Source organism: Ornithinibacillus sp. FSL M8-0202 (assembly GCF_037975285.1).
In the GTDB taxonomy this organism is placed as follows: domain Bacteria; phylum Bacillota; class Bacilli; order Bacillales; family Amphibacillaceae; genus Ornithinibacillus; species Ornithinibacillus massiliensis.
In genome coordinates this window covers 2,142,222-2,155,144 of record NZ_CP150248.1, presented here as the reverse complement: position 1 = coordinate 2,155,144, position 12,923 = coordinate 2,142,222, and the positions used below count along the sequence as shown (strand labels likewise).

Here is a 12,923-nt window from a genome sequence, read left to right as displayed (position 1 = left end):
GTTTAGTAAAAAGTATCGTGCTCCTCTTTTAGAAGATTACGATACTTTTCTCTATACTATGCAACTTGTCGCATATTATTGCATTCTATTTTAAAAAATGGTTTACAAAAAGGTAACAAGACTAGCCCGTTTGCGAGTCTTGTTACCTTCCTCCATTGTATGACTACCGATTTAGCAAGCTTCCCACATAGCGTAAAAGCTCATTAGCAGAAACAGAATTATAGCCATATTCATCTATTAATCTAGCAATTACTTCATTAATTTTCTTCAGCTGTGATTCATCCGGTGTCTTGGACGATGTCGTTATTTTGACAACATCCTTTAAATCAGCAAACAATTTCTTTTGTATAGCTTCGCGTAATCGTTCGTGTGAATTGTAATCAAATCGTTTTCCTTTTCGTGCAAAAGCAGAGATTCGGATTAAGATTTCTTCACGGAAAGAGCGCTTTGCATTTTCTGAAATACCAATTTGCTCCTCAATAGAACGCATCAGTTTTTCATCTGGATTCATTTCTTCTCCGGTTAATGGATCACGAAGCTTGTTTTTATTACAATATGCCTCCACATTATCTAAATAATTATTCATTAACGACTTAGCCGATTCTTCATACGAATACACAAATGCCTTTTGAACTTCCTTCTTCGCAATTTCATCATATTCTCTTCTAGCTACTGAAATATAATTCATATATTTCTCTTTATCTTCATCTGATATAGAAGGATGTTGATCGAGACCTTCTTTTAAGGAGCGTAGTACATCCAGCGCATTGATTGAAGGCACTTCTTTTCGTATGATAGCAGAAGATATTCGGTTTATCACATATCGAGGGTCAATCCCCTCCATCCCCTCCGTAGGGAATTCCTTTTTTAGCTCCTCTACATCTAGCTGATTAAAGCCCTCCACATTCTCGCCATCATATAGTCGCATTTTCTTCAGTAAATCCATTCCTTGTTTCTTGGATTCTTTTAATCTCGTTAAAACCGAGAAAATAGCCGCTACTCGTAATGCATGTGGAGCGATGTGGACATGTGCCATATCACTTTGATTAATCATTTTTTCATAGATTCGTTCTTCCTCACTAACCCGTAAATTATACGGGATAGGCATCACAATAATTCTAGAATGCAGTGCTTCATTCTTTTTATTGGAAATAAAGGAACGATACTCCGATTCATTCGTATGCGCTACAATAAGCTCATCTGCTGAAATAAGTGCAAATCTTCCCGCCTTAAAGTTTCCTTCCTGTGTAAGCGATAGTAAATGCCACAAAAATTTCTCATCACATTTCAGCATTTCCTGAAACTCCATCATTCCACGGTTGGCTTTATTCAATTCGCCATCAAATCGATATGCCCTCGGATCCGATTCAGATCCATACTCGGCAATCGTTGAAAAATCAATACTTCCGGTTAAATCCGCAATATCCTGGGACTTCGGATCGGAAGGACTGAAGGTTCCAATCCCAACACGCTTATCCTCTGATAAGAAGATGCGCTCTACCATCACATCCTCTACACGCCCACCATAGTCCTTTTCCAGTCGCATCGTATTAAGCGGTGACAGATTCCCTTCGATTCGAATGCCATATTCATGGAAAAAGTCCTCTCGCAAATGTTGGGGAATAAGATGCAAGGGGTCCTCATGCATGGGACAGCCTTTAATCGCATACACAGCACCCTCATCTGTACGAGAATATTTTTCCAATCCTCTTTTTAGCATGGTTACAATAGTAGATTTACCACCACTAACCGGGCCCATTAATAACAATATACGTTTTCTAACATCTAGTCGTTTGGCAGCTGGATGAAAGTATTCCTCAACGAGTCTCTCGATTGCCTCCTCCAGGCCAAAAATCTCCTCACCGAAAAACTCATACATCTTACGACCATCTCGTTCCTTTACACCAGCAGATTTGATCATGTTATAAACACGGGAATGGGCTGTCTGGGCAACCTCAGGCCGCTCCTTCACAATTTCCAGGTACTCCGCGAACGTACCCTCCCATTTCATACGATTCTCTTCCTCACGATAGCTCTTCACCTTGTTCAGAATATCCATGTTTTGTCTTCCCTCCATCTTGGACGCGGTTTATATAGCTTATGCACGAGTACCCCTCGTGATTCCGACTAGTTTTGTTAGGACAGGGTGGATGGGGGTGGGGGTAGTTTTGGCGGGGGAGTTTTTATTGGGGGCGGGGGTAGTTTTCTTGGGTTTGGGTGCATCTTTACTGGAGACGGGCTCATCCTGCTTTCGTTTGGGAGTATCTTTACTCGGAATGGGCACATGCTCTCCGGGGGTGGGCGCATCCTTCTCTCTTTTGGGCTCATCTACTCTCGGTGGGGGCGCATCTTTCTTCCTTTTGGGACCATCTTCTCTCGGTGAGGGCGCATCTTCCTCTCTTTTGGGCTCATCTTCTCCGGGGGTGGGCGCATCCTACTTCCTTTTGGGCTCATCTTCTCGCGGATTGGGCGTATCTTCCCCTCTTTTGGGCTCATCTACTCCGGGGATGGGCGCATCTTCCTCTTCTTTGGGCTCATCTTCTCTCGGTGGGGGCGCATCTTTCTTCCTCTTGGGCTCATCTCCTCCGATGGTGGGCGCATCCTCCTCTCTTTTGGGCTCATCTCCTCCGAGGGTGGGCGCATCTTCTCCAGGTTTGGTACCATCTTCCAAAAGATTAGGCGCACCACCCCCACCTCCCCATTAATCTACCATTCAACCAAAACTTTCCCAAGAAAATCTCTTGGATATGGTGTATAATAGTAACGTCTAAAAGTTGAAACAACATAACTACTATATTAAAATTCAATCAGATTCAAATAGAAAGTGAGATGTTCTTTGTGGGACGTAAGTGGAATAACATTAAAGATAAAAAAGCAGAGAAGGATAAAAATACGAGTCGAATTTATGCAAAATTTGGCCGTGAAATTTATGTAGCTGCTAAGCAAGGGGAGCCTGACCCAGAGTCTAACCAAGCACTAAAAGTTGTTTTGGAGCGTGCGAAAACATATAGTGTTCCTAAGCATATTATTGATAAGGCAATTGAAAAGGCTAAGGGTGGTTCTGAGGAGAACTATGATGAGCTTCGTTATGAAGGATTCGGTCCTAATGGTTCTATGATTATTGTGGATACTTTAACCAATAATGTAAATAGAACGGCATCGGAGGTTCGTGCTGCTTTTGGTAAAAACGGTGGTAACATGGGTGTAAGTGGTTCTGTTGCTTATATGTTTGACTCTACAGCTGTATTTGGTATCGAGGGCAAGTCTGCTGATGAAGTGCTGGAGCTATTAATGGAAGCAGATATCGATGTTCGTGATGTGTTAGAAGAGGACGAGATCGTTATTGTTTATGCAGAACCAGATCAATACCATGCCGTACAAGAGGCATTTAAAAACGTCGGAATTACTGAGTTTACAGTAGCTGAATTAACGATGCTTCCGCAAAATGAAGTGACATTAGATGATGAATCAAAAGCACAATTCGAAAAATTAATTGATGTATTAGAAGACCTTGATGATGTCCAACAGGTATACCATAACGTCGATTTAGGTGAATAACAACTAGACTAAAAAACGTCCTAACTCATTAGGGCGTTTTTTTAAAAAAGGAAAGTATAAACCCTTCCTGTCAACACACATTCACTAAATAGCGAGGTTTTTCTAATAATAAGTGGGGGATGAAATGAAAGTAATTCGTTCAAAAGACTACAAGCTAATGGCCAAGTTAAGTAGATATGTTCATGATCTACATGTACGTCTATATCCGGAGTACTTTAAACCATATGATCAAGAGAGTTTTATAGCTTTCTATAAAGAACTGGTCGATCAAGATAAGTTGATGTTCCTAGTCTTAGAGGATCTATTGGAGCCAGTTGGATTTGCTATGGTGGAAGTAAAGCAGTACCCGGAAACCATTTTTAAGAAAGCCTATCAATCCGTTTACGTTCATCAAATCAGCATTTCCGATAAGAAGCAAAATAAAGGCTACGGTACGATGCTAATGAAGGAGGTTGAAGCCCTTGCATACCAGAAGGGAATCCACAGGATTGAGCTAGATTATTGGTCTAATAACGAGATCGCTAAGAGCTTTTACAAGAAAAACAAATTCATCATCTACCAAGAACATGTATATAAGAAACTTTAAATCCCCTTCGTAAGGTGCACTCGCTGCACCTTATTTTTATATACTACAGTAGTTACAACTTACATAGAGCATCACCACCAAATGATATCGAACCAACCCAGCACTAATCTCCTCCTCTATCAATCACTCTCTTCCCAACCCCAGCTTCCCTAAATCAGATGAACCCCTCTATCTTCAACCCCTACCCAACTCCATCTCCTAGCGATTCATTTACCCGCCTCAGCCAAAAGTCCCCCATCAAATCTATGAAATTTCGCCTATATAATTTGTAAAACTAGTATAAAGGTATTATTAATCGACAAAATATTCAGTAAATATATTTACATCTGCTTAAATAACTCTTAACATTTGGTCTGTACAATGAAAGGTGAAACAAATATTAATTTAAACGAGGTGATCTAATTGAAGCTGAAAAAATTATTACTTACTTTATTAATCATGATGCTTTCAACTGGGGTATTATTTGGATGCGCAGCAAATGATGACGAAGATCCATCGACAGACGATAACGACACAGAGCAACAAGAAACAGAAGACGGTGAAGGTGAAAACGAATAAAATAACAAGAGCCTTCCTAGATTAACCTAGGAAGGCTCTATATAAATACCCGGTATACAAGATAGATTGCCATGCCCCAAATAATGAAGGCCGAACCCTGGTTTAATCGTTTCATTAGACTAGCTGACTTCATCAATTGACTCACCCTGCTTCCCACTAATGCCAATCCTAAAAACCAGAGCCACGATATTAAAATACTAGCAAAAGCAAACACTACTTTTTCATGTGCATCATAAACTACCGAGCTCGTGCCAATCACACCAATGGTATCTAATATTGCATGTGGGTTCAATAGGGATACCGAAGCGGCAAATGTTATTTGACGTCTAGCCGAGTATGGCCCAATCTCATTTTGTCCATCTTGCGGATTGCTTTTCCACATGATCCAGCCCATATACATTAGAAAGAAAAAGCCAATTAACGATAGTAGCTGCTCCATTCCCTCAACACGTAAAACCACTACCGAAACGCTTTGTGTGGCACCTTGATTAAAAATGAATATATTTTGAATGCCTAGAGGGAGGATTAAGCCAAATGCTAAAAGGGCGCCATGGATAAAGGCTTCCAACATGTTTCTCCCTCCCTAACCAATCTATTTAAATGGGTTTTTCCACTCCATTAGTGCAGCGTAATTCAAGGACTCTTCATCCTCTAAATAATTCGCTACAACACCGATGGGTACTCTACCCGCATTTAATAAAAAGGTAATCACTGGATCTTTCCGTTTACCTCTAACTACTTCCGCTAGATATGCTTCAGCGGATAAATGCTCTGCATGCTTGGCATATCCAGGCATTCTTCCCCCACCAAGCAAACGGTCTAAATCCTTATAAATGACCACCTCGTACATAGCTTGCATGAGCAATTTGCCTAGCGCTAATTTACGAAAGGCTGGTCGAATACAAATATCGACGACATACAAGGTATTACCATTCGGATTATGATTACGTATATACCCATCGTCGGTAATCTCTTCCCATGTATGTTCTGGATGTTCTGGATTAAAGTCCACTATTAATCCGGTCATGGAACCAGCCAGTACCCCATTCACTTCCACACATAAAGCACCCTCAGGGAATAAAGTAATGTGATTTTCTAATTGTGCTTTATTCCACCAAAGCTCCGGTGGAAAAGGAGGAGGAAAACTTTCCGACTGAATCGTTATTAATACATCAAAGTCTTCCCGTGTATAATTCCTAACCACTGCTTCCTCAAAGCCATTGTCACTTTTTAAATAGAGCTGCTTCCGGTAACGCATAAGGCTTCAGTCCCTTCTTATTTACTAAGGTCTGGATATAAGTCTAAGCGTCTATCGTTCCACGTTGTTACAGATCCTTCTTCACGTACCTTATATAAGAGATCAAGATCGAGATCTGCGGTAATAATCATATCGTGATTAAATTCACCCTCCATGAGGATGCCGTTTTTAGGAAATGGGATGTCATTCGGTGTGATAACTGCCGCTTGCCCGTAATTGGCGCGCATAAAGTCAACATTGCGTAATGCGCCAACCGTACCTGTTGTCACAACATATACCTGATTCTCAATCGTACGAGCGTGACAGGTGTAGCGAACACGATTAAAACCATGTAAATCATCCGTACAAGATGGCGCAAAGATAACATCTGCCCCCATGCCACGAACCATTCGGACTATTTCAGGGAATTCCATATCATAGCAGGTTAACAACGCAACTTTTCCTTTTTCCGTTTCAAAAATTTGAATCGATTCACCCGGTGTAATATTCCAATCCTTTTTCTCCGTTGGGGTCATGTGTAGCTTCGCTTGCTCGGCTACACGTCCATCTGGATAAAAAAGATGTGCTGTATTATACAATTTATCTTCTTTTCGAGTAACATGTGTACCACCGATAATGTGCATACCTGTCTCTTTTGCTAGCCCTTTAAACAGCTCGATATACTGTTCTGTATAATGAGGTAGCTCATCCACTAGACCTACCGTGCCATCTGAAATCGAGAGCAATTGGGTAGTGAAAAACTCTGGAAATAATACAAATTCCGATTCATATTCTGCAGCGGTTCTCACATAATGTGTTACCTGTTCTGCAAATTCTTCAAAAGCATTTATTTTTTCTAAGTGGTATTGAACCGCTGATACACGTAATTTCATAAGGCTTTCTCCTTCTACACAAATTTATATTTGTACTATATTTCATTCATACTAACATTTCAACTAAAACTTGCTATTAGAACGACTTTTCTTAACCTTATTGTTCTTTCCAAATCCTCCAAAGAAAACGGCAAAAAAAAAGCCTTCTCTTACTAGAAAAGACAAAAATCCTATTTATATATCTTTTGTTGCTCCATATCTGCTAGCTCCTGATAAAACTGCTGATCTTGGTTAAGAAAATCTTGAATTTCCGCAATACTGATACCGGCCTTTTTCGCTTCCAATATTAAGATTACCCACTCCGGATCCAAATGATTGCTCAAATAGTATCCCCCCTATAATAGGCTAACCTAGGTATTCGAGCTACACTTGGTTTTTCCCGAAAACCTACGTGACGAATTATTTCTCATTATTTCGCCCTTACTACTCCGAGCTATATCGTATCATCAGACCCGTTACACTAACATTACATTTTAACTATTTTTAATTTTCTATAATTTATTTTTTAAATATTCCTCTCGATTGGTTATTATGAAATCATCGATATAATATTCCAAGGCTATTTGGCAATAATAGAGCGCTTGTTTGATATCTCCTATGCTTTCATAATAATCACTTAAGAACATGACCATATCGACCCATTCTTTTTCTAACCAATTACGATAATGAATAAACCAAGTCTCATACAAACCAGTCAAGGGATTTTCTGTTCGATCAGCCATAATGCGTTTATACAGTTCCACCTTCTTTACGATATTCGTTTCCTGATGTGCTCGTTTAATTGCGGCAACATGTAAAACAATATCCGATTCAATATTCGCTTGTAGAAAGATATGCTCTCTTTCTGTCAGCAAGTGATTCCTTAATGATTTCATCCATCTTCTTCTGAATAGGAAAGATTTTAAGATGAAAAGTACAAAAACGACTTCTTTAATTCGGTGTTGGGTTTGGTGTTCCTCTCCCAATAATCTTATAGAAAAATCGGGAAGTAATCGGAGGTCGTACCATGTGTACCTTAATGATATGATCCAACCCTTGTGCTTTTGACGATTGCTCAATCAACTTTAACTGAGAATGCTGGTGTAATTCCATTACTGGAGTTTCTACAGCTGTGTCACTCATGATTACATGTATTTTACGTTTACGTTTAGAAGCGGGTAATTGAGTGATAGCTTGCCAAACTAACGTTAATACCAAGGAAGAATCCTTACCACCACTATAAGAAACCACCCAGGGCTTAATTTGTTCCTCTCTACAATACTCTTGTTTTAATAAATCTATAATGGTATCGAATTCCTCAAATACATTTACTTGTTCATAACGTTTTTTCCATCGTTCTATAACAGATGTATTCATATTATTACCCTAACCTATGAGAACAAATAAATGCACTTTTCCTTTTGGATCAACAAACAAGGCTATTGGACGTTCAGTAGGAATGAAATGAAAAGCTGTTAAGTAGAAAATATCCGGGACACCAAAAATAATAGCACCATCACAATTTTCTCTCGGTATTGATAATAACATCACAACATCCCCAATTTACAATTTAATTTTTTCTTTCCTCTCGAAACGATCAATGTGGTACCGGCTAATATCTATCGATGTCTCCCCTTCATTTAATAACTCTGTCATTAATGTACCAACTAAAGGTGATAAAGTTACTCCACTATGCATCGCAGCGACATATAAATTTTCTACACTAGGAATTTCTCCTAAAATAGGAAAACCATCTTCGGGCATGACTCGAATCCCAGAAAAACACCTAACAATATTAGCTTTCGCCAAATCTGGAACATAATCAATAGCCATCCTAGCTGTATCTTGAATAACATCCAAAGTAGTACGACGATCGTATCCAACTTCTTCTTTGGAGTAACCGATTAAGACTTCTCCATTTTCCGCCTGCCTCATTCCTCCAATGGTATATTTTAGGAAAGGAGACAAAGGTTCTGTAATAATGATTTGCCCTCTTACTTGTTTCACAGGAATATTTACTTGTAACATTTGACCAAGTTCCTTTGTCCATGGACCACCTGCTATTATTAATTGTTTAGCTTGAAATTCACCCTGTTGAGTATTAACTTTAAACTTTCCACTCTCTTTTTCAACATCTAGAACGGGATTGTAAAAAGAGAACTGAACGCCATTTTTTTTGGCAGCCTTCGTATACAGTTCAACTAACCGGAATGGGTTTACGTTTCCATCTATCTTACTAAATGTAGCACCAACAATATTAGGGGATAATGCTGGTTCCTTTTCATGTACCTCATCATAGTTTAATACTTCAACTTCTATTCCAACTTTTGCTTGTTCTTCTTGTAAACGCAGTGCTTTTTCCCGATCTTCCTCTTTAAAAAAGGGAGCAAGACCTCCAGTACGATTATATTCTACATCACCTATTTTTCTTTCTAAGTATGGATACAATTCAGCACTATACATGCTTAACTCTGCATACCATGAAGGATTTTTATTATGTACCCAAACCCATGCCTGTGTTGAACCAGAAGTACCTGATAAAGGAAATCCTTTATCAATTACCAGTATCTCTTTATTTTTTCTCTCTGAAAAATGATAAGCAATACTGCTACCAACTACACCACAACCAATTACAACAATATCATAACTATTCTTCACGGTTAGTCTCACCTACTTCTTGAAGGGACTCATCAAAAACGGATGTAACACTAGTTATCGTTTGATCGGAACTAGCTAATGCGGAAATTCTTGTTAATTTTAGAGGCATTCGCATATTTGCCGGCGTTAAATCAGAAAAGGGCTTATCTGTATTGTCGTGAATAATTCGATTGACCAAATTCATACAAACCTTTGCCTGACATGGTCCCATCCCACAGCGAGTAAGTCGTTTAATATCATCAAAAGTGGTAGCACCCATTTTTATAACTGTTTCAATTTCATCTATATTTATTTCCTCGCATCGACATACTATTGTTGACTTATCCACCTCCAACCCTCCCTTATCTATTAGAAGTTACATATTTTCTTTCCAATTCGAATTCCTTTATTAATGATAACCTCGCTGACCAAACTTCTGGTTGTTCTGCTTTGGCTAGCTCTGTCCACAACGACTCCTTTCGCTTCTTAACGTAATCAGAGTTGTAATTTTCTAATGAATCTAAAATACTTATCCCTGCCAAATCTCCCGTTAACATAATTGCCTTCATCGCTGTGATTCCTGCAGCATTGCCAGCTACATAAGTATTAGGAATGCTTGTTTCAAAATTTGTATCGTATTTTGGTAACCAACCACCAAGTTCACTCAAATAGATTAATTCACATCCCAACACTTGAAACGGCTCCAATATTGGAAATAAACCTCCCGCAATACAAACTAAATCGACATCAAAAGCTACTTCTGTTCCATTATTATTTATAAGAACCATTTCAACTTCTCCTGGACCCCTCGCTCTAGTTATTGAGGAGTTTACATAAATCGGAATGTTCGCCTGTTTTAGGTAAGCGATATTATCTGCATCAACATCTACTGTGGATTCTTGCTCTATAATAGCTATAACCTCTACTCCACTTTCATTTAATTGTTTAGTAATCTCAAAAGCTAAGTTATTCGTTCCAAGAACAATTGCTTTCTTACCTGGTAATACCTTTTCACGATTTAACAAAATTTGCGCAGCACCAATGGTCATTACTCCAGGAAGTGTCCATCCTGGAAATGAAATAGAATCTTCCGCTGCCCCTGTTGTGATAATCGTTTTTTGAGATTGGATCGGAAAAGTTGTATTTCCGTCAGTAACACCAATTCTTCCATCTTTATACGTCCCAATCATCGTGCACTTGGTTAATAAATCAACATCATAATTCAATAATCTATCCTGTAAAAATTGAGAAAGTTTCATTCCTGTTTGCTTAGCAAATCCAGAAGGTAGATCTAGAACTTGAGATTGTTGATTTAGTTGTCCTCCTAGACGGAGGGATTCATCCACAATGGTGACTTTTAAACCATGACGTGCTGGTTCATACGCTGCACTCAAGCCAGCAGGTCCACCACCAATAATCAGTAAATCAGTCTCCATCAATCTTCCTCCTAATATCAGGATCACTTTCATTTGATTGAATTATCATTCCATTTTCTATTAAGGACATACAACTGAGCACATGATCCATTCCATTAACTGAAACAAAACAACTAGCACATCTTCCATTGGAGCAAAATAATCCCCTTGGTTGCTGTAACTTTCTGCTAACCCCTAATTTTTTAATCCCATTCGCAAACAAAGCCGCAGCAATTGTCTGACCTTCTATCGCTTGGAATGATTTTCCGTTGAAAGAAAAGGTGACTATATTTTCAGTTATTTGCAAAGGTCATCCCTCCCTCAATAAAGTTAATTTTTCTTCCAAATACTCGCGTATTCTCAATATTTTATAAACACTAGTTAGTTGACACACCTTATAGATAGTTAAAAATTGAAAGTAATTCAATTTATTTACAGGTTGGGGGCCATCCTATCTGCCAAACTGGTATTGTTTGGAAAACAGTTTTATAACCGTGCTAGGAAATCTCCACACAAATCACGGTCGCTAACCCTCCCATGTCTCTCCGGATCGTATCCATACTTTCCTTCGTCCTGCGTATCCATGAGGTGGAGGTTGGAAATGCTCCTATGCTGGGTCTAATGCCCGAATGGATAATATATACTCCAACTCTGCACTATTGGTGTTTGTATGAGAACTAATAATCGTATTTGATGTGTTTCTAAAGGCTTAAGCAGCCTGTAATGCTTCCTTTTGTGACAATCCTCTTAATAACTTAGATCCATCAAACTCACATTGTCTTTGGCCAATGACAAATAATACACGTAATAACTTACAACACAAGGCAATGAGTGACTGTTGCTTTTTCAATGGTTTTTCAGACCGTGTTGTATAGTGTTGATGCAGGGCTTTAAACGTTGGATTATGGGCAACTAGCGGACGAATGGCTAAATATAGGGCTCTTCGCAAACGACTTCGTCCTCTCTTAGTTATCCGTGTTTGACCTTTAAACTTACCAGAACTGTGTTCTCGTAAAGATAGCCCTGCTAAATTGACTAATTGTTGAGGGTGTTTATATTTCGTAATATCCCCTACTTCAGCGAAGAATAGAGCCACGGTTGTGGATCCAAGCCCTGTAATATTCATCATTTGTTTAGCACCAGGTAAAGTCACGACAAGTGATTCTAACTCTTTGTCTAACTCCTCTAACTGTTGCTTATAAAGTTCATATTGATCGAGTAAACAGTCCAACTCGCGTCGGGCAAACTGAATACCAATTTGAATGCCGATACTCTTTTTTGCGACTTCTACTAGCTTTGTTGCTCTTTTAATTCCCACTCCTCGTTTAACGAAGGGCTTCCACTTCATCACCACATCTTCTGGTGACAATTCCTTGATTTGAGACGGAAATGGAAACAGTCGTAACGTACAGTAAGCTGCTTTTCCTTCCCAATCACCAAATACATCAAAGAATTCCGGAAAATAGCGTTGAATATGGTTTTGGATACGCCCTTCAGTGATCATCAGTTGGTTGATAAGTTGATCTCGTAATTTGACGCCTTCTCTTAATTCGGCATAAATGCCATCTAAGAGATTTGGTACAGAGTATCGCCCATCTTTAATCAACTGACCTATCACACGGGCATCTTTCGTATCATTTTTGGTAGGGGAATTATCATCAAGTTCTTTACTTTTCTTTACGTGCATAGGATTTACGACAACAAAATCGTATCCTTTCGCTACTAAAAAGTAAGCTAGACTAAACCAGTAATGGCCAGTAGGCTCGACACCCAGAATGACATAATTTTTGTCATTTTCCTTTCGAAGGTTCTCTGCCCAATTTACTAGTTTTTGAAAGCCATGCATTCTGTTTTCAAAGATCAAGCGTTTCCCGAATTCAACACCTCGGTCGTCTTGAGCACGAGCTACGTGTTTGTCTTTGGCAATATCAATGCCTACAATGAGTGTTGAAGGTGTGATTTGAGAGATTTTTTGATTTTGTGTATAATTCATTATTGAGTCCTCCTTGGTTACTTAAATTAAGGGTCCATTTTTGCTTCGAAGCTTTGGACACCTCGTA

18 protein-coding genes are annotated in these 12,923 nt (G+C 39.1%); 3 read left to right on the top strand and 15 right to left on the bottom strand.

Translation table 11 applies throughout. From position 1 onward, the window contains the following. Positions 1 to 163 precede the first annotated feature (163 nt). The 3 genes from MKY78_RS11235 to MKY78_RS11225 form a co-directional block, all read right to left on the bottom strand. Positions 164 to 2,059: a PrkA family serine protein kinase gene (locus MKY78_RS11235; protein WP_186868060.1), complete on the bottom strand. Its 1,896-nt coding sequence runs from the start codon at positions 2,057 to 2,059 to the stop codon at positions 164 to 166. A gap of 269 nt (positions 2,060 to 2,328) precedes the next feature. Next, positions 2,329 to 2,496, bottom strand: a complete 168-nt coding sequence (locus tag MKY78_RS11230) for a hypothetical protein (RefSeq protein WP_339212683.1) — start codon at positions 2,494 to 2,496, stop codon at positions 2,329 to 2,331. Then, positions 2,497 to 2,664 (bottom strand): hypothetical protein, encoded by a 168-nt coding sequence (locus tag MKY78_RS11225; protein WP_339212681.1) that lies wholly within the window; start codon positions 2,662 to 2,664, stop codon positions 2,497 to 2,499. A gap of 174 nt (positions 2,665 to 2,838) precedes the next feature. Between MKY78_RS11225 and MKY78_RS11220 the strand changes: the two genes are divergently transcribed. From MKY78_RS11220 to MKY78_RS11210, 3 genes are all read left to right on the top strand, one after another. Further along, complete coding sequence (locus tag MKY78_RS11220) at positions 2,839 to 3,558, top strand: YebC/PmpR family DNA-binding transcriptional regulator (protein ID WP_339212678.1); 720 nt, start codon at positions 2,839 to 2,841, stop codon at positions 3,556 to 3,558. A 124-nt stretch (positions 3,559 to 3,682) separates the two neighbouring features. Further along, complete coding sequence (locus MKY78_RS11215; RefSeq protein ID WP_339212676.1) at positions 3,683 to 4,144, top strand: GNAT family N-acetyltransferase; 462 nt, start codon at positions 3,683 to 3,685, stop codon at positions 4,142 to 4,144. Between the two features lie 402 nt (positions 4,145 to 4,546). Next, positions 4,547 to 4,702 carry a hypothetical protein gene (locus MKY78_RS11210; protein WP_339212674.1) on the top strand — a complete coding sequence of 52 codons (156 nt, stop codon included), beginning with the start codon at positions 4,547 to 4,549 and terminating at the stop codon, positions 4,700 to 4,702. A 37-nt stretch (positions 4,703 to 4,739) separates the two neighbouring features. On the opposite strand, the gene MKY78_RS11205 is transcribed toward MKY78_RS11210, so the two are convergent. The 12 genes from MKY78_RS11205 to MKY78_RS11150 all read right to left on the bottom strand — a co-directional run bounded on the left by MKY78_RS11205 (position 4,740) and on the right by MKY78_RS11150 (position 12,856). Then, a complete protein-coding gene (locus MKY78_RS11205) occupies positions 4,740 to 5,270 on the bottom strand; it encodes a LysE family transporter (RefSeq protein WP_339217884.1) in 531 nt (176 codons plus the stop codon). 24 nt (positions 5,271 to 5,294) lie between these two features. Next, positions 5,295 to 5,960, bottom strand: coding sequence for a GNAT family N-acetyltransferase (locus MKY78_RS11200; RefSeq protein WP_339212672.1), 666 nt, complete (start codon positions 5,958 to 5,960; stop codon positions 5,295 to 5,297). A gap of 17 nt (positions 5,961 to 5,977) precedes the next feature. Then, the gene (locus MKY78_RS11195; protein ID WP_339212668.1) at positions 5,978 to 6,832 is read right to left on the bottom strand and encodes a carbon-nitrogen hydrolase family protein; all 855 of its coding nucleotides are present in this window, start codon (positions 6,830 to 6,832) and stop codon (positions 5,978 to 5,980) included. 170 nt (positions 6,833 to 7,002) lie between these two features. Then, positions 7,003 to 7,155 carry an anti-repressor SinI family protein gene (locus MKY78_RS11190; RefSeq protein WP_339212665.1) on the bottom strand — a complete coding sequence of 51 codons (153 nt, stop codon included), beginning with the start codon at positions 7,153 to 7,155 and terminating at the stop codon, positions 7,003 to 7,005. 168 nt (positions 7,156 to 7,323) lie between these two features. Then, on the bottom strand, positions 7,324 to 7,707 hold the full coding sequence (locus MKY78_RS11185) for a hypothetical protein (RefSeq protein WP_339212662.1): 384 nt from the start codon (positions 7,705 to 7,707) through the stop codon (positions 7,324 to 7,326). Between the two features lie 55 nt (positions 7,708 to 7,762). Then, the gene (locus MKY78_RS11180; protein WP_339212659.1) at positions 7,763 to 8,188 is read right to left on the bottom strand and encodes a hypothetical protein; all 426 of its coding nucleotides are present in this window, start codon (positions 8,186 to 8,188) and stop codon (positions 7,763 to 7,765) included. Between the two features lie 9 nt (positions 8,189 to 8,197). Continuing rightward, positions 8,198 to 8,359, bottom strand: coding sequence for an aminopeptidase P family N-terminal domain-containing protein (locus tag MKY78_RS11175; protein ID WP_339212657.1), 162 nt, complete (start codon positions 8,357 to 8,359; stop codon positions 8,198 to 8,200). A 15-nt stretch (positions 8,360 to 8,374) separates the two neighbouring features. Further along, positions 8,375 to 9,469 (bottom strand): FAD-binding oxidoreductase, encoded by a 1,095-nt coding sequence (locus tag MKY78_RS11170; protein WP_339212654.1) that lies wholly within the window; start codon positions 9,467 to 9,469, stop codon positions 8,375 to 8,377. Beyond that, entirely contained in the window at positions 9,459 to 9,797 is a 339-nt protein-coding gene (locus tag MKY78_RS11165) for a (2Fe-2S)-binding protein (RefSeq protein ID WP_339212651.1), read from the bottom strand. The genes MKY78_RS11170 and MKY78_RS11165 overlap by 11 nt, the downstream gene beginning before the upstream one ends. 13 nt (positions 9,798 to 9,810) lie before the next feature. Further along, a complete protein-coding gene (locus tag MKY78_RS11160; protein WP_339212649.1) occupies positions 9,811 to 10,884 on the bottom strand; it encodes an FAD-dependent oxidoreductase in 1,074 nt (357 codons plus the stop codon). Beyond that, the gene (locus tag MKY78_RS11155; protein ID WP_339212647.1) at positions 10,874 to 11,170 is read right to left on the bottom strand and encodes a (2Fe-2S)-binding protein; all 297 of its coding nucleotides are present in this window, start codon (positions 11,168 to 11,170) and stop codon (positions 10,874 to 10,876) included. Before MKY78_RS11155 ends, MKY78_RS11160 begins: the two co-directional genes overlap by 11 nt. A gap of 402 nt (positions 11,171 to 11,572) precedes the next feature. After that, on the bottom strand, positions 11,573 to 12,856 hold the full coding sequence (locus MKY78_RS11150) for an IS110 family transposase (protein WP_339212645.1): 1,284 nt from the start codon (positions 12,854 to 12,856) through the stop codon (positions 11,573 to 11,575). Positions 12,857 to 12,923 lie beyond the last annotated feature (67 nt).